This window comes from Labrys monachus, assembly GCF_030814655.1.
Taxonomy (GTDB): Bacteria; Pseudomonadota; Alphaproteobacteria; order Rhizobiales; family Labraceae; genus Labrys; species Labrys monacha.
The window spans coordinates 3,641,108-3,662,500 of the sequence record NZ_JAUSVK010000001.1 but is presented as its reverse complement, the minus strand read 5'-3'; the positions used below and the strand labels follow the sequence as shown (position 1 = coordinate 3,662,500).

Below are 21,393 nucleotides of genomic sequence, written 5' to 3'. Positions count from 1 at the left end.
TGAAGCAAGATGGTCTTTCTAATCATATTCACGGGTGCCACCAAATCCTGCAAAGGTGGAGGGTGGGCCCGGGATGACCGTCCCGACAGCTGGTTGCCATTTTCCCTTCGGGAAAAGGCCGACCGGAGTAGGGTGGTGGTTCTGCTCGCAATCGCTTTGCGATTGCGAGGTGAGTATCGACAATGAGAGCGATCAAGCGTCTTAAGGGCATTCGGTGGATGCCTTGGCACTGAGAGGCGATGAAGGACGTGGTACGCTGCGAAAAGCTTTGGGGAGCCGCGAACAGGCATTGATCCAGAGATATCCGAATGGGGAAACCCACTTCCGACAATTGTTATTTTGAGGACGTTGCGCATCCGAGACCGGCAATGGAGACATTGCGAGGGATTGGGTGTGTTGCGGCTTTGGACTAACAATTGTCACAAGGAGGTATTCTTTCCCTGAATACATAGGGGATTGAAAGCGAACCCGGGGAACTGAAACATCTAAGTACCCGGAGGAAAGGACATCAACCGAGACTCCGTTAGTAGTGGCGAGCGAACGCGGACCAGGCCAGTGCTCTTCCTGAGATTACCAGAAGCAGATGGAAAGCTGCGCGATATCGGGTGATAGCCCCGTATGGAACGATTGATGGAAGAGACCAGAGTAGGGCGGGGCACGTGAAACCCTGTCTGAACGTGGGGGGACCACCCTCCAAGCCTAAGTACTCCTCAGTGACCGATAGCGAACCAGTACCGTGAGGGAAAGGTGAAAAGATCCCCGACGAGGGGAGTGAAACAGATCCTGAAACCGGGTGCCTACAAACAGGTGAAGGCCGCAAGGCTGACACCGTACCTTTTGTATAATGGGCCAGCGACTTAGTGAGACGGGCAAGCTTAAGCCGGTAGGTGTAGGCGTAGCGAAAGCGAGTCTGAACAGGGCGTTCAGTCCGTCTTATTAGACCCGAAACCGATGTGATCTAGCCATGAGCAGGTTGAAGGTGGGGTAACACCCACTGGAGGACCGAACCGGTGTCTGTTGAAAAAGCCTCGGATGACTTGTGGCTAGGGGTGAAAGGCCAATCAAACTCGGAAATAGCTGGTTCTCCGCGAAAACTATTTAGGTAGTGCGTCGCATGAATGCTCCGGGGGGTAGAGCACTGGATGGGCTAGGGGAACTTACCGTTCTACCAAACCTAACCAAACTCCGAATACCCGGAAGCAATGTGCGGCAGACAGACGGCGGGTGCTAACGTCCGTCGTCGAGAGGGAAAAAACCCTGACCACCAGCTAAGGCCCCTAATTCATGGCTAAGTGGTAAAGGATGTGAGGATCCCATAACAACCAGGAGGTTGGCTTAGAAGCAGCCATCCTTTAAAGAAAGCGTAACAGCTCACTGGTCTAAACAAGGGTCTTTGCGCCGAAAATGTAACGGGGCTCAAGCCATGAGCCGAAGCTGTGGGCTCGCAAGAGCGGTAGCGGAGCGTTCCATAGGCCTGTGAAGGTGTACCCGTGAGGGGCGCTGGAGGTATTGGAAGTGCGAATGCTGGCATGAGTAACGACAAACAGTGTGAGAGACACTGTCGCCGAAAGTCCAAGGGTTCCTGCGTAAAGTTAATCTGCGCAGGGTTAGTCGGCCCCTAAGGCGAGGCTGAAAAGCGTAGTCGATGGGAATGCGGTGAATATTCCGCAACCAGTGGGTAGTGACGGATCTCTTCCGTGGTGTGTGCTTATTGGATTGTGCATGCCATCACGAGGTTCCAGGAAATAGCTCCCACGATGGACCGTACCCGAAACCGACACAGGTGGACTGGTAGAGTATACCAAGGCGCTTGAGAGAACTATGCTGAAGGAACTCGGCAATTTGCCTCCGTAACTTCGGGATAAGGAGGCCTCATGAGCGGGCAACCGTTTGTGAGGGGCACAAACTAGGGGGTGGCGACTGTTTAACAAAAACACAGGGCTCTGCTAAGCCGCAAGGCGACGTATAGGGTCTGACGCCTGCCCGGTGCCGGAAGGTTAAGAGGAGAGGTGCAAGCTTTGAATCGAAGCCCCGGTAAACGGCGGCCGTAACTATAACGGTCCTAAGGTAGCGAAATTCCTTGTCGGGTAAGTTCCGACCTGCACGAATGGCGTAACGATCTCCCCGCTGTCTCCAGCATAGACTCAGTGAAATTGAATTCCCCGTGAAGATGCGGGGTACCTGCGCTTAGACGGAAAGACCCCGTGCACCTTTACTATAACTTTACACTGGCATTCGTGTTTGCATGTGTAGGATAGGTGGTAGGCTACGAAGCGAGGGCGCTAGCCCTTGTGGAGCCACCCTTGAAATACCACCCTTATGAACATGGATGTCTAACCGCGACCCGTCATCCGGGCCCGGGACAGTGTATGGTGGGTAGTTTGACTGGGGCGGTCGCCTCCCAAAGAGTAACGGAGGCGTGCGAAGGTGGGCTCAGACCGGTCGGAAATCGGTCGTCGAGTGCAATGGCATAAGCCCGCCTGACTGCGAGACTGACAAGTCGAGCAGAGACGAAAGTCGGCCATAGTGATCCGGTGGTCCGTTGTGGAACGGCCATCGCTCAACGAATAAAAGGTACGCCGGGGATAACAGGCTGATGATTCCCAAGAGTCCATATCGACGGAATCGTTTGGCACCTCGATGTCGACTCATCACATCCTGGGGCTGGAGAAGGTCCCAAGGGTTCGGCTGTTCGCCGATTAAAGTGGTACGTGAGTTGGGTTCAAAACGTCGTGAGACAGTTTGGTCCCTATCTGGCGTGGGCGTAGGAGAATTGAGAGGATCTGTCCTTAGTACGAGAGGACCGGGATGGACGTACCTCTGGTGGACCTGTTGTGGCGCCAGCCGCAGTGCAGGGTAGCTATGTACGGTCGGGATAACCGCTGAAGGCATCTAAGCGGGAAACCCACCTCAAGATGAGTTCTCCCTCGAAAGCCGTGGTAGACCACCACGTTGATAGGCCGGGTGTGGAAGTGGAGCGATCCATGCAGCTTACCGGTACTAATCGCTTGATCGGCTTGATCGCTCTCATTTGTCGATACTCACAACGCAATCGCAAGGCGATTGCGTGGAACCTCGGACCGACTGGTCAGCCTTTTGCAAAGCAAAATGGCAACCAGTTCGTTCCGGTGGAAAACCGGAAACACCATCTTATGCGCTTCACGTGACGATCAGCTGCGCTGATTGCACGGCGCGCATCCTCCGCAATCGTACCGATTGCCCAGGGCTTCACTTGTCTTTCGCCGGCCTGGTGGCCCTAGCGAGGAGCCTGAACCCGATCCCATCCCGAACTCGGCCGTTAAACTCCTCAGCGCCGATGGTACTATGTCTCAAGACCTGGGAGAGTAGGTCGTCGCCAGGCCTGCAAAAGACAAGCTTATCCAATCACCATGCATCCAACATCTCCCAAATCAACGCGGGGTGGAGCAGCCCGGTAGCTCGTCAGGCTCATAACCTGAAGGCCGCAGGTTCAAATCCTGCCCCCGCAACCACCGATACCGACACTCCCGAGAGCTCAGCTCCGGGAGTGTTTGTTTTTGTAAGTCCGCCAATGGCTTGGCGATCGGTCCAGTTCAAAATTGTGCCTAGTTCGCCATAGAGAGCTGCGTCGATCTCGCCCTTGTTCGGTCCTGGCTTCAGTACGATCTTCTCGATCAGCAACCGCAGGGCTTCTGCCGCCTCTGCTCGCTGGTCGGGCTGGTTCAGTGCCTCTGTCAGCCGGCCGACTTTCTTAGCATAGATGGCCGACGCGCTTGGCAGAAGATCCGGCACGTCGGCCGGAACATCGGCGAGCATGGCGGTCAGCTCGGCTTTGCGAGCTTCGAGAGCATCCATCTCGGCTTTCATGCTCGGCTGGAACATGCCTTCCTTGATCGCTTCGATGATGCCCCGGATTTGCTTTGTGACCTTCGCCAACTCGGTGCGCCAGGCTTCACCATTCGAGCGACGCTCGCGGTTCAGCCGATTCATCTCTTCGGCATAGGCGCGCATCGCCTCGGCCGCCACGTCTGGTGCCATCATGCGGTCCTTGAGACCAGAGAGAACGCGGTGCTCCAGTTCCTCACGTGGGATCGTCCGACTGTTCGAGCAAGACCCATTGCTGATGTGGTTTGAGCAGGCGAAGCGATCGGCGCTGCGCAGCGAATAGGGACCGCCGCAGCAGCCGCAGAAGATCAAGCCGGACAGGAGCGACTTCGGGCGACGTGCGCCATTGAGGCGGTTGCGTGTGTGGTGTTCGCGGACCGCCTCGGTCAGGTTGACGTGCTTCTCGGCGATGTCGTTCTGACGCGCCTTCGTGGCCTGCCACAATTCGTCGTCGACGATCCGCAGTTCGGGCACGTCCGTCGTGATCCATTCGGATTCCGGGTTGAGTCGGGAAACCCGCTTGCCGGTCGAGGGATCTTTGATGTAGCGCTGCCGGTTCCACACCAGCCGGCCGATATAGAGTTCGTTGTTGATAATGCCGGTGCCGCGCTTCACGTGGCCGCGGATTGTTGTGTCGTTCCAGAGCTTACCGTCTGGGCCGGCGATGCCCTGATCGTTCAGCGCTTTGGCGATGGCGCGTGGGCCGATGCCAGCGGCGAAGTCGCGGAAGATGCGGCGGATGACCTCGGCGTGATGGGCATCGATCTCGCGGTCCCCGCGAATCTGCTCACCGCGCGCGTCGAGCTTCTTCACGACGCGATAGCCGTAGCAGAGACCGCCGCCCGACTTCCCGTCTTCTACCCGGCCGCGCAAACCGCGGTGTGTCTTTTGTGCGAGGTCTTTGAGGAAGAGGGCGTTCATCGTGCCCTTCAAGCCGACATGCAGTTCGGATATCTCGCCTTCAGCCAGCGTGACGATCGGTACACCGGCGAACTTGAGATGTTTGAACAGCGTGGCGATATCGGCTTGGTCGCGACTGACGCGATCGAGAGCCTCAGCCAACACAATGTCGAACTGCCCGGTCTGAGCGTCCTGCAGTAGCGCTTGGATACCGGGACGCAGGATCATGCTCGACCCGGAAATGCCCGCGTCCTTATAGGCGCCGACCACCTGCCAGCCCTCGCGTTTGGCCTGCTCGCGGCAGATGCGGAACTGATCCTCGATCGACGCGTCGCGTTGATTGTCTGAGGAGTAGCGGGCGTAAAGCGCGACGCGGGTCATGGCGGCAATCCTTTCAGGCAACCTTATCCATCCGGCTGGGTCGGATCAGCACCTCAGCTGAGATACCAAGACGTTCATGCAGGTGCCGGATCATCTCGATTGACAGGCCCCGTTTGCGGTTCAGGACATCCGCTACCCGGTTGCGGGGGCCGATCATCGGCTCCAGATCCTTGCGGGTGAGACCCTGCTGCTCCATACGGAAACGGATCGCCTCGATAGGATCAGGCGGATCGATCGGATGATGCCGCGCTTCATAGGCGTCGATCAGGGTCGCCAGTACGTCGAGGCGGTCGCCTTCCGGCGTGCCACTCTTGGCACCCCACAGGTGTTCTACCTCGGCCAGCGCTGTCTCGTAATCCGCCTCATTGCGAATAGGCTTCAGGTCACTTGTCATGTTCGACCTCCGTGACGTCGATCATATCATAAGCCTCGTGTGTGCCAATCCATTTGACCCAGACGATGCCCTTCTCGAAATCAACGGCGACGACGAGGCGGTAATCGTTACCCTTGATGTTGAATACGATCCGCTCTGCATTGACGATACTCGCTGTTGCATAGAGCCGCTTCACATCGGCGGTGCTCGACCAGGCCGCCTTGCTGACTTCATCAAACCATGCTTCGAGCGCGGCCTTGACGGCTTGCCTGTCCTTCTGACCCGCAAGGCTATCGACAAATTCGCGCAAGGTGCGGCGGGCGATGATCCTCATGTGCTCACCTATAACATGAGACCGTAATGGTCTCAAGCGGAATACGCCAACGGCCCGACGGGGAAATCCCTGCCGGGTGTTCGAGTTGATGCAACAGTGCAGTCTACTGCTGCTCGTCGCTGTTGATGGGGCGGCGCTGCTGCTGTTCTTTCGCTCTCTCACGCTCGTGTTGCTCGCGGGCGATCTGACGACCGATCAATCTGGCGAGTTGAAGCACGGTATCGCTCGATAGGCTGCGCGAGCTTTCAGCCATTTCCGCGACATCGGCGGGGCCGAAGACCGCAATCCTGATCTTGTCCTGCCTCGCTGTCATCGCTCAATAAAATCCGCGCCGGAAATCGGCTCGGACGATGAAAACGCAGCCGGGCGCTTATGAAAATACCGACGATAACACTGGACGGTAATCGGCGGCTGCATCGAAGAAATAGGATGGCTCGGACGCCCATTGTGGGGAGACGGCAGACAGCAGTTTAGTGACGATCTCAGCAATGTTTGCCTCCGTTACCGATCGACTGGAGCGAGTTCCCCCACGTCGAACTGGTGGACGGTGATTATCTTTTTTTCACTGCGAACAATCCTATCGCCTTTCTTAAGTGGAAAGCACTCGGTTTTGTGCATTTTGGCCTGACGCTGTTACGCACGGCCGTAACACAGTCTATATTGACGTCCATATAGACAGATCATCCAATTCCGCTTGCTTTGGGAGCAGCAAGGGGCCTTCCTCGGCACCAATGATTCCAATCTTCATCTCTGCACCTTTGCCAAAGTCCGTTTTCATCAGCGGGAAGAGGCGTCCGCCCGCATCGCCTTCCTTCTTCCGAAGGCGAGGAAGCTGAGCGCCGACAGGCCACAGGCGCATGTCGCTGCGTATAGCGTGACCCAGCCTATGCCGTGCGCAAGCGCATCGCGCGCCGTGGCGACCGGGAAGCCGAAGTTTTCGGCGGCGGAGAGATTCCCGGCCGATACCACATCCGCCAGCGCCCGAAGCGTAACGTCGGAGGGAACATCCGGCAGCGCCCGCACGAGATAGGCGGATACGCCGGTCAGCAGAATGAACCCCATGAGCGCGATATTGACCGCCAGCGAAATCATTCTCGCACTCATGTCCATGCCCGACGCCATGCCTGCTCTTTCCGGCGGTACGGCTGCGGTGGCAGTATTGGTGACAGGCGTATTGGTCAGCCCGAGACCGATCCCCGCGAGGATGCAGCCGGGAAGAAGCGTCTGCCAATGTGCGTTGCCGCTGGTGATGGCGACATGGAGAACGGCGAAGCCCGCGCCGATGGTCAGAAGACCGAGGGGAATGACAAAGCCCGGTCCGCGGCGCAGGAGCAGCCGCTCCGCAAGGGGCGGCACCACGATTGTCGGCAAGGTGTAGGCGAGCACGGTCAAGCCCGCCGTGATCGCGTCGTAGCCGAGCACGCCTTTCAGGTAGATCGGCAGGTAGATCACGAAAGGCCAGAAGCTGAAATTCATGCCGCTCGACCCCAGAAGCGCGCCGGAAAACTTGCGGACACGAAATGCGCTGAAGTCGAACATCGGCCGCGCGATGCGGTTCTCGATCAACACGAACAGGAGGAAACTGACGATACTGAGAGCGAGAATTGTCAGCACCAGAGGGCTTGTAAGCCCCAGCGTCTGGCCCTGTGTGATCAGATAGACGACGCCGAACACCGCGAGCGACAGCGTCGTCATGCCAGCGAAGTCGATACGGATCGCGTTCGGGTCCGACGATTCCTCGACCCCCTTCAGCGCGCAGAGCAACGTCACAACCGCGATGAAACCGTGGATCAGAAACACCCACTGCCAGCTCGCAAGGGTGATGATCGCGCCGCCGACAATCGGACCGAAACCGAGACCGACCCCGAAGACGATGCCCCACCAGCCAAACGCCTTGCCGCGTTCCGCTCCGTTGCGGAACTGGTGCGACAGGACGGCGACCTGACAGGCGAGCATGGCCGCCGCGCTGAGCCCTTGAAGAAAGCGCGCTGCGATCAGAAGCGGCGCATTGATCGCCAGTCCGCAAATGAGCGACGCCATCGCGAAAACAGCGATTCCGGACATGAAAATGCGCTTGCGGCCAAATCGATCTCCCAAAGCGCCCATCGCCATCAAGACCGCGCACATGGTGATGGTATAGGCGTTCATGATCCATTGCAGTTGCCGGAAGTCGGCAGGCAGCAGGCTTTCGAGCGTAGGCAGGATGGACGGGACGGAGGTTATTTCGAGTCCGAGCATGAGCGCCGACAGACAGACGGCGACCAATGCAAAGTGATTTCTGGATGAGGATGCGGGAGTCATGATTTGCCTTGCTGTTATCTGCGTCGCAAGGCGGACTATCCCGACAGCCGTGTGCTTAACCCGGATCACTCCGCGCGACGATATTGTTCGCTTGCAAAGTTGCAGTTGCGCTGCTCATTATGCAATCGTATGACCGGATATTTCAGTGATGACAAAATCGGATAGATAGAATGGACACGCTTGAGATCGAAGCCGTCCGCGCCTTTGTGATGATCGCGGACCTTCAGAGCTTCACCCGTGCGGCGGAGGCTCTTGGTTCGACGCAAGGCGCGGTCAGCGTGAAGCTCAAACGTCTGGAAGATCGTTTGGGCAAAAAGCTGATCGAGCGCACCCCGAGACAGGTCCGCATGTCCGCGCAGGGCGAAACCTTCCTGCCTTCCGCAAGAGAGTTTCTGGCCGCTCACGAGCGCGCGCTTGCCGCCCTCACAATGGAGCGTCGGCGCTTCCGCCTCGGTATTGCCGCCCACGTCATGGGGCCGGAAGTTCCAACCCTGCTGGCGAAGCTCAAATCTCTCGATCCCTGTTTGACCGTCGAGGTGCTGGTCGACAATTCACGCGCGCTGCTTGATGCATATGAACAGGGATCACTTGATGCGATAATCGTACGCAGCGACGATGACCGGCGCGATGGGGAAGTGCTTGGACCGGAGCATTTCGGGTGGTTTACGTCATCGGATTTCGAGCACCGTGCGGGCGAGCCGCTGCGGATCGCCAGCCATCCTTCCTGCTGCACGGTGCGGGAGGTGGCGCGGCGATTGCTGGACACCGCTTCAATTCCTTGGACCGAGGTTTTTGTCGGCGGCACTTCCGCCGTGACAGCTGCTTTGTCCGCTGGTCTCGCCGTTGCCGCGTTTCCCTGTCGGCTCGCGACGCCGGACATGATAGAAGTCAGTCAGGCGCTCAGCCTGCCGCCCATTCCCTCGCTGTCGATCATGCTGCATTCGTCGCTGACCGACGCCAAGACGCGCGAAACCTTGCGCGCCATCACGGCAGCGTTCAGCGAGCATCGGCGGACCGGAAATCGGCTCGAACGATGAAAACGCAGCCGAGCACGTATGGAAATACCGACGATAACACTGGGCGGTAATCGGCGGCTGTATCGAAGAAATAGGATGGCTGGGACGCTAAGCGCGGGGAGACGGCAGACAGCAGTTCAGTGGCGATCTCGGCCAAACGCTCGACTTGTCCCGTGCGGTTCCACTCCGGCACCTTGTGACCGAAGGGGAAAAGAGGTATTCGCGGCGGCAGGTAATGGACACGCGCAAACCATCTCCCCGGACAAATTGCGGGACGGGGCGTGACCGATGGCGGGCGGCGCAACGACGCCACATATCACAGCGTCGCGCGGCAACGTCGTGTAGTTCAAATAAGCACGGCGTTATGGCCGATCTTGTTTCCGGATGAACGGCGAAGAAAATCGGCCATCTGGCAGATTGCGTTCGTTTTCGATGCCTGAATCATAACAAGATGAACATCGGGGAGCGGCGGAAAGCCGTCCTCTTCATCGAGAATAACATGGTCTTTGGAAATCGCGCTTTGCGGAAGGATACCGACACCGAGCCCTGACGACACCGCCGCGCGGATATTCTCGTAGGCGGCGCTGACATAGCCACAATAAGTACGTTTGCCGACAGCGGACAGAGCCGCCCGCGCGGCGGCGCGATAGGAACAGCCTTCGGGAAAAACCGCCAAAGACAGTTCCTCAAAGCGGTCGATCCTCTGCCGTTCACTGGCTATCCAGCGCAAAGGCTCCTTGCGCAACAGGTGGACCGAATGTCCTTTGTCGGGAAGCTCGTCGGTCGCCACACGTTTGGCGATGGCCAGGTCCAGGTGCCCGTCATCAAGCATCTGGAATATGGTTGATGACAGCGCGGATCGGACCTCGATCCTCAAATCCGGATTCATCGTCAGGCATCGTGACATGGCTCCGTGCAGATCGAAAATCTTGAAATCGTCGGGGACACCTATTGCCAGATGACCGGAGATTTGGGGACGCTTCATGGCGCTGACGGCTTCGGAGGCTCGGGCCAGAATCTCGTTCACGGCTGGAAGAAACCGCTCTCCATCCGGCGTCAGTCCGACGACATGTCCCTGTCGGCGCTCCACGAGGCGGCATTGAAGGATGTCTTCCAGACGTTTCAATCCCTGTGTGATGGCCGATTGGCTCCGGCACAGTTCCTGCGCGGCTTGCAGAAAGCCGCCGCCTTCGGCGATCAGGGCGAACGCGCGCAACTGCTCAAGAGTGACGCGCCGGTCGCCCAAGGGAGAAGAAAGTGTGAGCTTCATCGCGGCTTCCTGCGGAATAAGCTGAACTGATTATGGAAGCGTTATAACTCATTTTCCCGATACACGCATCAATGCCATGTTCGCTCTAAAAGAGGGAGTATGGCGTGCGGCGCTTCACATTCGCAATATTGGTTGTTGTTTTCAGCCTGATCTGGAGTTCGGCCTTCATCGCCGGAACGGTCGCGTTGAAAGACTTCGATCCTTTCACGCTTCTGTCTTTAAGGTTTGCGCTTAGCGCAATTGTGCTATTGCCATTCAGCTTGTACGGGAAATCGGCATTCGATCGCGCCGTGATACAGCGTGGTCTTGCGCTCGGCCTCCTGAATAACGCGATCTACCTTGGCCTGAGTTTTTCCGCCTTGCGATCCGTCAAGCCGGAAGTTGTCGTCGTTGTCATCAGTTGTGCGCCCTTCGTGACGACGCTCATTGCCGCATTACTTGGTCACGAAGCCTTATCGGTGAAAAAGCTGGCGGGGATTGCCATCGGGTTCATCGGGGTCATCGTCATCTCGGGCGTGGCGTCAACGCAAAAGCCGGACCCTTGGGGGCTATTTCTGGCGACTGCCGGTATGGTGGCATTCGCTTGCGGCACGGTCCTGTTTCGGAGCCGCTCCACGGAACTCCCTATCCTCCAAATCAATTCCTGGCAGTCCGTCGCGGGTGCCGGAGCGCTGATCCCATTTGCGGTTCTGTGGGGAACGCCGGTGCGCATGGTGGACGCGCCATCGGTCGTCGCCCTGCTTTATCTCGTTCTCGTGGTCAGCATCGGCGGCATGGCGCTTTGGCTCGTGCTGATCCGCACCAGCGGGGCGGCGACAGCCTCGTCCTATCACCTTCTCAATCCGTTCTTTGGCGTTCTGCTGGCCCATTTCGTTCTGGGTCGGGATCTTCACGTCACGGATTTCATCGGTGTCGCCCTCATCGCGGGCGGCCTCGTTCTTTCAACAGCAAAAGGGAGGATAAAATCATGACAAATGCGCGCGAAACAACTGATCCTAAGCACATCAACCTCGACGCCGCCGCATTTTTCGGCCTGCCGAAGCTAAAGCGGATTCGTTCAGATACAACTATTGGGCTGAGCGACCGCAGCTATCTGCCTAAGGTCGATGACCCAAGATCCATTACGTCGCTGCCGTTAAGGACGGCGCGCTGGAAATCTGCGATTGCTGCGACGAACTGCCAAGGGAATTTGACCTGATATGACCGAAGCAACCGACACATCCACCGCGACGCCTATGTTTGAACACACTGATACGGACTGGCAATCCGTCGGCATCCTGTGGGGCATCGGGATCGGGGCCGCGATGCAGTTTGCCAAATTCTCCGCCGCGTTTACCGAACTCCAGAGCCACTATGATGTTGACGCCACTCAGATCGGGTTGGCGTTGTCCATTGTCGGCTTCGTGGGTCTCGTCCTGGGCGTCAGTGCGGGCGTTCTGGCTGGACGCACCGGATATCGTCGCGTTCTTGTCGGCTGTTTGATTGTGGGGGCGTCCCTCAGCCTTCTTCAGTCGTTTCTCCCTCCATTTCCGGTGTTACTGTTCAGTCGGTTCGCGGAAGGTGTTTCTCATCTGGGGATAGTCGTCGCCGCTCCGACGATGATGGCTTTTGTCAGCGCACGCCGACATCGATCGATTACCATGGCGATATGGGGTACGTTCTTTGGCGTCGCATTCGGCCTGATGGGCTGGATCGGCCCCCTCGTGATCAAGCACTCGGGTTTGCCTTCACTCTTTGTCGGTCATGCCGCCTTCATGGCGATATTCGCGCTTTGCGCTTTACGTCTCCCCGCGACCAAGCAAGCAGCAATGAGGTCGGTCGAACAGGCGACGTTCGGGCATTTCTTTAAGGAAAACCTCGCGGTTTACAGAAACCCGCGAACGGTTCTTCCCGGCGCGATCTTTCTGTTTCACACCTCGATGTATATTGCCCTGCTGACGTTCGTTCCGCGCCTGACCACTCACCCGGATGTTACAAGCCTCCTTCTCGTTGCGCTGCCGCTGGCGAGCACCGGGGGAACGTTTCTCGCCGGTATCATCGCGCAATATCTCATGTCGCCGCAGACACTCGTCGTGATCGCCTACATGGTCGTAGCCGGTCTTTCCGTTGCGGTGGCAACGACTGTTTCCTCAGATTACGTCTTTGTCTGCGCAGCGATGAGCTTGCTCCTCTTCTCCGGGCTTGTGCAGGGCGCAACCTTTGCAACCATTCCGCATGTAACCCGCAGCCCCGATGAGCAGGCTCAAGCGAACGGGGCGATCGCCCAACTTGGAAATCTCGGTTCAACCCTCGGACCACCGGTATTCGCTATGGCGCTCGGCAAATACGGGAGCACTGGCATAATTGGGCTGACATTCTTTCTTTGTCTCGGCGGGGTGGCGGTCGGTTGGATGGCGCAAAAGCTGCGATAAATGAAATTGGTGCATGCCTTTGGCCAGTAGCGGACCTTCTTTTGGTCGGGGATTTCATCGTGCTCGCTTAAATTCCTGACGACGGGCGGATCGGGAGGTTCGAGGGCGGGGACTATGGGGGCACGACCCTTGGACCAGCGTCAGGCCGCTCGATGCGGCTAAGGGGCGGCAGGTGGTGCCGGGGGCAACGTCAATAGTGGGATCGAGTGAATGCAGCGATCATCCCTATCGGTCGCGGCTCGACAGGCAATACCCGACGGCGCGTTTTTCCCGAGGGGAAGAAAATGCTCTACATCCAGAAAGAGAGCTCACCGAACGGCTCTCTTGAAGCAAAATTTCCGGATTATGGAATATTGTCATGGGTAATGACAATTAAAATTTCGCATTTTGTAATGTATTTCGCATATAGGAATATAATGTCCTCTATTTTCCGCGAAATAAATATAGCATGATTTGCCATCATTGCTCATAATTTCGCGCAATTAAAATGAAAATACATAATGTTACACACATTTTCCATGAGAAGTTGAATAATCACTTGGCAAAAATTAACCTATGGCGTGTATCCAGCCATAGAAGCTACGCGTTTATCGGAGCGAACGAATGAGGCAAGAAACGTCCGAGTCGATGGAGATCGAGTCGGTGATCAATGCTTCTCTCCGTCTCCAGAAAGCAGCTTCTGAAGCCGAGATATTCACTGTCCTATACGAAGCCTGCACAGCAGTGGCAGGTCCCGTCGGCCTCGACGGTTGGGTAATCGGCCATAGCCGCTCCGCCCACCACGTTGCTCACCTCGGACCCGAATCGGTCGAGGCGACGGTCGACGAGGTCGAGGCATGGCTCGCTGGTGGCTCCCTTCCCGAGGCCTTCGCCCGCCACGACCATGTTGCCACGGATGTTACGACTTCGCGCCTGGAGAGTGAGAAGCGCGTCGTCGGCGGGATCGTGGTCATCGCCGCGCGTCTGACATCGCTCGAGCGGCGATACCTCTTCGATTTAGCCCGCCTCGCTGCCGAGGCATTGGCAAAGCTCCCCGAGATGCGGCGCTGCCAACTGGTCCTTGAGGCGCTCGAACAGAGCGAAGAGGCAATCTCTTTTTACGACGAGACTGAGGGCATCGTCTTTACGAACGATGCCTATCACCGGATCTTTCAGCACTATCCTGATCGATCCGAACTTCTCGGGATGAACCATCTTGATCTCTACCGCCTCGATCTCAATGCTGGCGTGATCGAGGATCCCCTGGCGCAATGCGATCCAGAGGCTTATCTCGCTCAACGAGCTCGTCTCTCGGCGACCCTGGTCGGGCAGCAGCGCGAGATCCAGACGATCCGCGGTCGGACCTATATCTATACCCGCAGCCGCTCGACGACCGGGGCGACGATGTCGCGGCGGATCGACATCACGGAACAGGTGGCGACCGAAATGCGGCTGAGAGAGCGAGAGAGGGAACTCCACGATCTGGCGTTTCGCGACTCGCTCACCGGTCTCTACAATCGCGCCCATCTGCGCGATCTCCTTGGAAGTCTGACGCGGCAGGTCGCCGATGGGACGCTGGCCGGGGTCACCGCGTTTCTGGTCGATCTCGACGAGTTCAAATGGGTCAACGACACCTATGGCCACGACTGGGGCGATCACGTCCTGAAGACTGTCGCCGACCGCCTGTCCCGGTCCTCTGCGACTGATGGCGGAGCCGTGGCACGGATCGGTGGTGACGAATTCGTCGTTCTCTTCGAAGCGCCCTTCACGCCGGAAGAAATGGTGGCGGCGGGAGACCGGTTTATCGCCGTTCTGGCCGAACCGATGGCGCACGACGGTATGGTTTTGCGCATCGGTGCGAGCATCGGTATCGCCCACCGTTGTGGCGCCGCCGCTGACATCGCTACAATCCTGACCGATGCCGATTTCGCTATGTACGAGGCCAAAAAGGTGAAAGGCGGCGCCAGTCGGGTCTTCACCCCAGGCCTCAAGACGGCGACTCTCGACCGGCTCCGCCTCTTAGAGGACATACGCAATGCGTTGTACAGGCGCGAATTCACGCTCCTCTACCAGCCGCAGTTCTCGATCGGGACAAGGCGGCTCAATGGCTTCGAGGCCTTGGCGCGCTGGATGCATCCGACGCGCGGATCGGTGCCGCCCGACATATTCATTCCAATGCTCGAGGAGCACGGGCTCATCGAGGAATTCGGCGAATGGGTGCTCGAAACGGCTTGCTCGGAGGCGATGCGTTGGCCGGACGACCTCGGCGTCGCTATCAACGTATCGCCGCTTCAGGTCCACGCCGTCCGTTTTTCGCTGAAGCTTTGCGAGACACTGATGCGTACCGGCTTGCGACCGGGTCGACTGGAGCTGGAGGTTACCGAAACGGTGTTTCTCGACGGAAAACAGCAAACCGAGGCAGTGCTCAACAACTGGAAAGCACTCGGCATCCGCATCGCCCTGGATGACTTCGGCCACGGCTATTCCAGCCTCAGCTATCTCGGCAACTTTCCGATCGATAAACTCAAGATCGACCGCGGCTTTCTCGGACAATTCGATCCTTCGCAGCCGCAAGCCAAAGCCGGTGTCATACTCGATACCATCATCGACCTAGGACGAAAGCTCGGCATGACGGTAACGGCGGAAGGAGTTGAATCGGCCGAACAGCTCGAGCATCTACATCGGCATGGGTGCACCGAGGCTCAAGGGTTCCTGCTCGGTCGCCCTATGTCGGCAGACGAGGTCCGGCAGATCATATCGGCGCGGGTCACGCCGCCGCCATCGAACCGAGATTGATCCAGACGCCAATCCTGACGAGATGATGCCGGGAAGGTTGGTCGACCGCGCGGAACGAGAAGCCCTGCCGGCTGGCGGCACCCTGTTCGTTGATGTGGAAACCGCAACTTGGACGGCCATGCAGATCGACGCGACGGCACGTGTTGGAGCCTGCCGCCGTTTGCCGGAGCGTCGTTTTCTCCGGCTTCAGCAGAGGGATCAGCCTGGTGTCAATTATGTGCTCCGGCTCTTCCGACATGGCCGTGGGACTCTGGTCCAACATCCTCTCAACGCATCGTCCAACAAGAGTAATCCGGTGTGCTTTCGTCTGCCGCGCGATCTCGCCGAACGCCGCACTCAGGTTCCTCGCTCGCGCTGGCGACGGTCATCACGTTGTCGGATGCCAGATGGGCAGCGCCGGCAACATCGCGCGTCTTGCCGATCAAGCGCGCAGCGGACCCGGACAGGGTTCCGGGCGTTACCCGCTACTCGACCGCAGCGGAGGTGATCGAACCGACGACGCTGCCGATCGCATGCTCGAAGGCATCGGCCGTCGCATACATCATGCTGCGGCGCTGAGCCATCGTTTCGGCGCGCCGGGTCGCTCCCGCTTGTTCCAGGTCGGCGCTGCGAACCATGCTGCGGCGGAAGACCTCGATGGTCCCATCCGTGACGGGGATCGCGGCGAAATGGGGACCGAGGACCTTCTTGATATCAGCGAGCATCGCGATCTCACCAACATCTGCCACTGCGCGCAACATGGAGAACGGCCACCCGCATCTGTCCCCGTCTCGCTCGACAGTGGCGTTGCCGCCGCCCATATGGTCCCGGTGCTGGCTTGGCCGTTCGGCATTATGCTCTTGTGGATGCGACGCTCTGCCTGATCGGAGACGCCGCTTCAGATCCTGGGCCTTGCCCAATGACGCACGATGATCAGGCTCCGATCGTCGTGGCTGCCGCCGGGGATTACGCCCTTGACGGCGGCGAAGCGGCCGAGCCGGCGCGGATCTTCCCGATTGGCGGCATCGATCAGTGCCTCCCAGTCAGCGATGGTAGCGCCCGACGGTTGGCCCGGATAGCCGTCGGAGAAGAGCTCGACGGTGGAGAATTGCCCCCAGGGAATGGTGATGCCGGGTTGCGGTGGATTTTCATGCGAGAAGCCATCGATCGCCATGGAATAGAGCGGCGATCTCCCGTCACGGGCATCTCGACCGCCTCTGAGTCCGAGGTCAAGCGCCGCATCGATGGTTTCGGGAGGAAAATGCGGCTCGCGACGCAGCACGGTCTCGACGCGGGTACGGATATCGGCTGTAGGGCCGATGGGCGCGATGCCGGCGCGCAGGAGTGTCCCGACGGCCGCATCACGTCCGTCCTCGTCCAGCTCTGCCATCGACGGATCGCTCCAGAGCGCACGGCGCAGGGCGATGAAGAGTGCCTCGAGATCGTTCGTGGGGTTTGTGACCCGGCTGCCGTCGACGCGAACGAGCGACAGATCGCCGATGATCCTGAGACCGTCGGTGGAGGCGCGAGCCAGCACCAACGCGGATCGGAAGCGGCGCTTCGGATCCGCACACGCGAGGTCGAAAAGCCCAAAATGCCGATAGGCCGCCTCGAAATGCCGATCGATCTCGCTGAAGACGGCGTCGTCGTTCCAATCCTCGGTCACCATGCGCTCGGCGTTGTCGGCGATGCAGCGGGCGACGATATCCGCCGCCAGCCATCCGGGTGCACGGTCATCGTAGCGGTAGCCGTGGATGTCGGTGGCGCCATCGACGATCGCGGCGGCGTAGGGCAGAGCCGAGACGACCCGGTCTTCACACGCGTCCGGATGAGACGGATGTTTGCCGATGCAGAGGCTTTCAACGATTGGGGCGGGCAAAGCGTATGTCCTCATGGGGGGTGCAAGGCAGGTCGATCGAGATGTCGGAGACCCAGAGCAAAAGCGATCAGTTCGCCGTGAGGCGTTCCTGACCGCCGAGACGATAGAGCAGCGCGAAGACCGCAAGGGTCAGCGCCGTCTGGACGAAGCCAAGCGCGGCGGCAGGCCCGTTTTCGAAGGTCATGGCATATTGGTAGGTCATGATGGGAAGCGTCACGGTTCGTGCAGTATAGAGCACGATGGATGCGCTGAGTTCGTTGAAGATCTCCAGCCAGACCAGCAGCGCGCCAGCAAGGATACCGGGCGCCATCAGAGGCACCATGACCTTGCCGAAGGTCCTCAGCGGCGGGTAGCCGAGGCTGAGGGAGGCTTCTTCCAACGAGCCATCGATCTGCGCGACAATGGATGCGCTGGTACGCACCATATAGGGAAGACGGCGAACGACATAAGCGAGCACGATGATGGCCGCCGTACCGGTCAGAAGGAACGGTGGACCGCCGAAACTGTAGACGAGGCCGATGCCAAACACGGTGCCGGGTAGGAAATAGGGCAGCATGACCAGAGCGTCGGCGATCCACATCGTCCCGTCCTTGCGGCGCGCGGAGAGATAGCCGATCATGCTGCCCAGCACCACGACGATGGCGAAGGCGATGCCCGAGAAGAGGATGCTGTTCCAGATCGACGTGCGCAGATCATGCGCGACGCGCTGGAAATTGCCGAGCGACAAGGCCGGATAGATGACCGCGCCGCGCACCTCGAGGAAGGCGAGGATCGAAATCGTCAGCAAGGACAAGCAGGTGAGCAGCATTAAGGAGTAAGCGGCGCCTTGGGCGATAGCGCCAGTGAGCGGCGTGAGCTGGCGCCGGACGATCGGTTGCGGCTGGTCGGTTGTCACCGTCAGCCGTCGCAGGATCACGAGCTGCCCGCCGGCAACCGTGACCGAAATCAGAAGTAGGATGGTGCTCGTGACGGCGGCGAGCCCGCCTTCGGTGCCGATCTCATTGACGAAGGTACTGTAGGCGACGGTGGCGAGAACGGGAAAACGCTCGCCCTGGCCGATCAGCATCGCCGTGCCCCAGTCGGAAATGGCACCGAGGAACACCAGCATGCCGCCGGTCAGGATTGCCGGCATGAGCAATGGCAGCGAGACCGTGAAGAAGACGGCGGTGGGCGGTCGACCGAGACTGGCGGCGGCCTCTTCGAGGGCGGGGTCGATCCGGGTCAGGGCGGCGCTGACGATCAGGAACACCATCGGAAACGAATGCAGCGTCGACACCAGGATGATGCCGCCGGGGCCATAGATGCTGGGGACCGCCAGGCCGAGATCGCGCAGCGGCTGGAGCGCGACGCCCGCATCGCCGAAGAGCAGGATCCAGCAGAAGGCGCCAAGAAAAGCCGGTGACAGCATGCCGATGGTGACGACGGTGCGGAAGGTGGCAGCGCCACGCACGGCATAGCGGGTGAGAAGCAACGCCATCGGTACGGCGACGACGAGGGATGCCAGCATGGAGCCGATGCCGATGATGAAAGTGTTGGTCAGACAGCGGACGAAATAGCGCGAGGCGAAGAACTGCGCAAAGTTGCCCGTATCGCTGGCGCCATCGCTATGGAAACTGCGCATGAGCACACTTGCCACCGGCACCAGAACCAATCCAGCCAATGCAAAGATCAATAGGCTGATGAAGACGATCCAGGGATCGCGCGGGCGACGGACGGATTGGCCGGCGATGGTCATGACGCAAGCACCTTTCCGTCCTTGGGCGAGAACAGGTGAAGGCCTGCCGGGTCCGGGTGAAGCCGCCAGCGGCTGCCGGAGGCCGACGACATGACCGGATGGGTTCCGGGAACCCGAAGTTCGACCTCACCGCCCTGGTCGACGGCAAGACGGACCTGACAATGGGCGCCGAGAAAGCTCGCCAGGACAAGATTACAGGCGATGCCGTCGCTGCCGGCCGCGTCGAAGGCCTCCAACACCGCCGCTGCCTCCGGGCGGAAGGCGATCCGGACCGGGGTGGCTGCGGAAAGCCGGCCGAGGAATTCAGGACCGGCGAGGCGACCGCCTCCGGACCCGACCAGGGCGGGAATGCCGAGATCGAGGCGGATTTCGCCGTCGAGCAGATTGCTGCGGCCGATGAATTCGGCGACGATGACATGCTGCGGGTGGTGATACAGGTCCGTGGGCGTTCCATATTGGCGGATGATGCCACTGTTCATCAGCGCCACCTTGTCGGAGATGGCGAGTGCCTCTTCCTGGTCGTGGGTGACGTAGATGGTGGTAATGCCATAGTCGCGCTGCAGGAGCCGGATCTCCTCGCGCATCTCGATGCGCAGCGTGGCATCGAGGTTCGAAAGCGGCTCGTCCATCAGCAGCAGGTCGGGACGGATGACGAGGGCGCGGGCGAGACCGACGCGCTGCTTTTGGCCGCCGGACAGTTGGGAGGGCATGCGCGCCTCATAGCCGGACATGCGGACTTTGGCGAGGATGTCGCGCACCCGCGCCTCGCGCTCGGCGCGCCCGACACCGCGGGCCTTGAGGCCGTAGGCGACATTGTCCGCCACCGTGAGATGCGGAAAAATGGCGTAGCTCTGGAAGACCATGGCGGCACCGCGGCGATAGGGCGGTAAGGCTTCGACGCGCTGGCCACCGAACAGCACCTTGCCGGCGTCGGGATGCAGAAAGCCGGCGAGGATGCGCAGGAGCGTGGTCTTGCCGCAACCGGACGGCCCGAGCAGCGTGACCAGACTGCCGCTTTCAACGGTAAGATCGACCCCTCTCAGGACGCAGGACGAGCCGAAAGACTTGGCGATGGACTCCAGTTCGACGTGCACGGCGCTCCCCCTGTTGTCTATGCAGGACTGTGAATGAACGACCGACCGCCTCAAGGGCGGCCGGCAAGGTGTCCCCAGGTCGGCCTATTCAACTGCGGATCAACGCCAAGTATTTCCTGATGACTGCGTCGCGATCGAGCGTCGCGGCGGCGGCCGGGTCGATCTTGGCCTGTGGCAGTTCTGCGGCGAGGCCCTTCGGCAACGTCACGCCAGGGACCGGCGAACGACGAAACATCCTGTCGACGATAACCTGCTGTACCGCCGGCCGTGCGGCATAGGCGAAGAAGAGACGCGCCTCGTCAGCGTGCTTGCCCCCCTTGATCAGCGCCGAGCCGTCGTTCTTCACGACGACGCCCTCGGCCGGATAGATCACCTTCACCGGGGCACCGTCGACGATGAGCTTGTAGGCGGCATCTTCATTGGTGATGCCGATGGCATATTCGCCACGGCCGGTGCCGGTCACCACCGCGCCCGAGCTGTTGGTCACGATGAGGTTCGGAAGGATCCGGCCAAAGAGCTTCCACCCGGCTTCTTCTCCCTTCACGCCGAGCAGCAACGTCAGTTGCTCATAGGCGGAGCCGGACTTGTCGGCGCCGGCATAGGCGATCTTGCCCCTGTAGATCGGCTTGGCGAGATCCTCCCAACTCGCGGGAACCGGTAGGTTGCCGAGCGCATTTTCGTTGACCGCGAAGACGCCGACGACGGCGCGGGAGAACGGTGGCCAGGGCTTGCCGGCACCGTCCGGGACCTCGAGGTTGTCCTTGGCATCGTCCAGCAGTTCGTTGGACATGCCGACAAGAGCATCGCCGAGCGGCGCTGCTGCTTCCGCCTTGATGCGCTGCAGGATCTCGCCCGAGCCGGCGGCGACCATGTCGACCTTGATGCCGGTCTCGGCTTCGAAGGCCGGCACGATCAGGTCGAGATAGCCTTTGCTAGGGGTGTAGACGACGAGCGAGCGGTCGGCGGACGAAGCCGCCGACGGCAGGGCAATAGCCAGCGCGGCGATGGCCGGCAGGAAGAGCGTGGTGAGCTTCATGTTCATCTCCGTGGCGTCATCACAAAGTCGGCGAGCACGACATCG

17 protein-coding genes, 1 tRNA gene and 2 rRNA genes are annotated in these 21,393 nt (G+C 59.6%); 8 read left to right on the top strand and 12 right to left on the bottom strand.

Going from position 1 to position 21,393, the window contains the following annotated elements:
* The first annotated feature begins 190 nt into the window (after positions 1–190).
* The 3 genes from J3R73_RS16630 to J3R73_RS16620 all read left to right on the top strand — a co-directional run bounded on the left by J3R73_RS16630 (position 191) and on the right by J3R73_RS16620 (position 3,491).
* Positions 191–3,025: ribosomal RNA gene (locus J3R73_RS16630) — 23S ribosomal RNA — on the top strand.
* A gap of 221 nt (positions 3,026–3,246) precedes the next feature.
* Positions 3,247–3,361 (top strand): 5S ribosomal RNA (gene rrf, locus J3R73_RS16625).
* 53 nt (positions 3,362–3,414) lie between these two features.
* Positions 3,415–3,491 (top strand) — tRNA-Met (locus tag J3R73_RS16620).
* On the opposite strand, the gene J3R73_RS16615 is transcribed toward J3R73_RS16620, so the two are convergent.
* From J3R73_RS16615 to J3R73_RS16595, 5 genes are all read right to left on the bottom strand, one after another.
* Positions 3,448–5,145, bottom strand: coding sequence for a recombinase family protein (locus J3R73_RS16615; RefSeq protein WP_307437422.1), 1,698 nt, complete (start codon positions 5,143–5,145; stop codon positions 3,448–3,450). The genes J3R73_RS16620 and J3R73_RS16615 overlap by 44 nt on opposite strands.
* A 13-nt stretch (positions 5,146–5,158) precedes the next feature.
* Positions 5,159–5,539, bottom strand: a complete 381-nt coding sequence (locus J3R73_RS16610; protein ID WP_213340608.1) for a helix-turn-helix domain-containing protein — start codon at positions 5,537–5,539, stop codon at positions 5,159–5,161.
* Positions 5,529–5,852: a type II toxin-antitoxin system HigB family toxin gene (locus J3R73_RS16605; protein WP_213340607.1), complete on the bottom strand. Its 324-nt coding sequence runs from the start codon at positions 5,850–5,852 to the stop codon at positions 5,529–5,531. Before J3R73_RS16605 ends, J3R73_RS16610 begins: the two co-directional genes overlap by 11 nt.
* A 103-nt stretch (positions 5,853–5,955) precedes the next feature.
* Complete coding sequence (locus tag J3R73_RS16600; RefSeq protein WP_213340606.1) at positions 5,956–6,165, bottom strand: hypothetical protein; 210 nt, start codon at positions 6,163–6,165, stop codon at positions 5,956–5,958.
* 464 nt (positions 6,166–6,629) lie between these two features.
* Positions 6,630–8,153 (bottom strand): MFS transporter, encoded by a 1,524-nt coding sequence (locus J3R73_RS16595; RefSeq protein WP_307429014.1) that lies wholly within the window; start codon positions 8,151–8,153, stop codon positions 6,630–6,632.
* A gap of 170 nt (positions 8,154–8,323) precedes the next feature.
* Between J3R73_RS16595 and J3R73_RS16590 the strand changes: the two genes are divergently transcribed.
* Positions 8,324–9,190 carry a LysR family transcriptional regulator gene (locus J3R73_RS16590; RefSeq protein ID WP_307429011.1) on the top strand — a complete coding sequence of 289 codons (867 nt, stop codon included), beginning with the start codon at positions 8,324–8,326 and terminating at the stop codon, positions 9,188–9,190.
* 325 nt (positions 9,191–9,515) lie between these two features.
* Here the strand turns inward: J3R73_RS16590 and J3R73_RS16585 are convergent, their stop codons facing one another.
* Positions 9,516–10,439, bottom strand: coding sequence for a LysR family transcriptional regulator (locus J3R73_RS16585; protein ID WP_307429008.1), 924 nt, complete (start codon positions 10,437–10,439; stop codon positions 9,516–9,518).
* Positions 10,440–10,543: 104 nt separating this feature from the next.
* Here J3R73_RS16585 and J3R73_RS16580 point away from each other — a divergent pair, with 104 nt between their 5' ends.
* The 4 genes from J3R73_RS16580 (at position 10,544) to J3R73_RS16565 (ending at position 15,625) form a co-directional block, all read left to right on the top strand.
* Positions 10,544–11,410 (top strand): DMT family transporter, encoded by an 867-nt coding sequence (locus J3R73_RS16580; RefSeq protein WP_307429005.1) that lies wholly within the window; start codon positions 10,544–10,546, stop codon positions 11,408–11,410.
* The gene (locus J3R73_RS16575; protein ID WP_307429002.1) at positions 11,407–11,637 is read left to right on the top strand and encodes a hypothetical protein; all 231 of its coding nucleotides are present in this window, start codon (positions 11,407–11,409) and stop codon (positions 11,635–11,637) included. Before J3R73_RS16580 ends, J3R73_RS16575 begins: the two co-directional genes overlap by 4 nt.
* A 1-nt stretch (position 11,638) precedes the next feature.
* Positions 11,639–12,850, top strand: coding sequence for an MFS transporter (locus tag J3R73_RS16570; RefSeq protein WP_307428998.1), 1,212 nt, complete (start codon positions 11,639–11,641; stop codon positions 12,848–12,850).
* 603 nt (positions 12,851–13,453) lie between these two features.
* The gene (locus J3R73_RS16565) at positions 13,454–15,625 is read left to right on the top strand and encodes a putative bifunctional diguanylate cyclase/phosphodiesterase (RefSeq protein ID WP_307428995.1); all 2,172 of its coding nucleotides are present in this window, start codon (positions 13,454–13,456) and stop codon (positions 15,623–15,625) included.
* Here J3R73_RS16565 and J3R73_RS16560 read toward each other — a convergent pair.
* From J3R73_RS16560 to J3R73_RS16535, 6 genes are all read right to left on the bottom strand, one after another.
* Positions 15,597–15,863 carry a hypothetical protein gene (locus tag J3R73_RS16560; RefSeq protein WP_213340602.1) on the bottom strand — a complete coding sequence of 89 codons (267 nt, stop codon included), beginning with the start codon at positions 15,861–15,863 and terminating at the stop codon, positions 15,597–15,599. The two genes, J3R73_RS16565 and J3R73_RS16560, sit on opposite strands and share 29 nt — an antisense overlap.
* Before the next feature lie 226 nt (positions 15,864–16,089).
* The gene (locus J3R73_RS16555; RefSeq protein ID WP_307428991.1) at positions 16,090–16,365 is read right to left on the bottom strand and encodes a hypothetical protein; all 276 of its coding nucleotides are present in this window, start codon (positions 16,363–16,365) and stop codon (positions 16,090–16,092) included.
* 137 nt (positions 16,366–16,502) lie between these two features.
* A complete protein-coding gene (locus tag J3R73_RS16550; RefSeq protein ID WP_307428988.1) occupies positions 16,503–17,483 on the bottom strand; it encodes a hypothetical protein in 981 nt (326 codons plus the stop codon).
* 67 nt (positions 17,484–17,550) lie between these two features.
* On the bottom strand, positions 17,551–19,218 hold the full coding sequence (locus J3R73_RS16545) for an ABC transporter permease (RefSeq protein WP_307428985.1): 1,668 nt from the start codon (positions 19,216–19,218) through the stop codon (positions 17,551–17,553).
* Positions 19,215–20,312, bottom strand: coding sequence for an ABC transporter ATP-binding protein (locus J3R73_RS16540; RefSeq protein ID WP_307428982.1), 1,098 nt, complete (start codon positions 20,310–20,312; stop codon positions 19,215–19,217). The genes J3R73_RS16545 and J3R73_RS16540 overlap by 4 nt, the downstream gene beginning before the upstream one ends.
* A gap of 88 nt (positions 20,313–20,400) precedes the next feature.
* Positions 20,401–21,348, bottom strand: a complete 948-nt coding sequence (locus J3R73_RS16535; RefSeq protein WP_307428979.1) for an extracellular solute-binding protein — start codon at positions 21,346–21,348, stop codon at positions 20,401–20,403.
* Positions 21,349–21,393 lie beyond the last annotated feature (45 nt).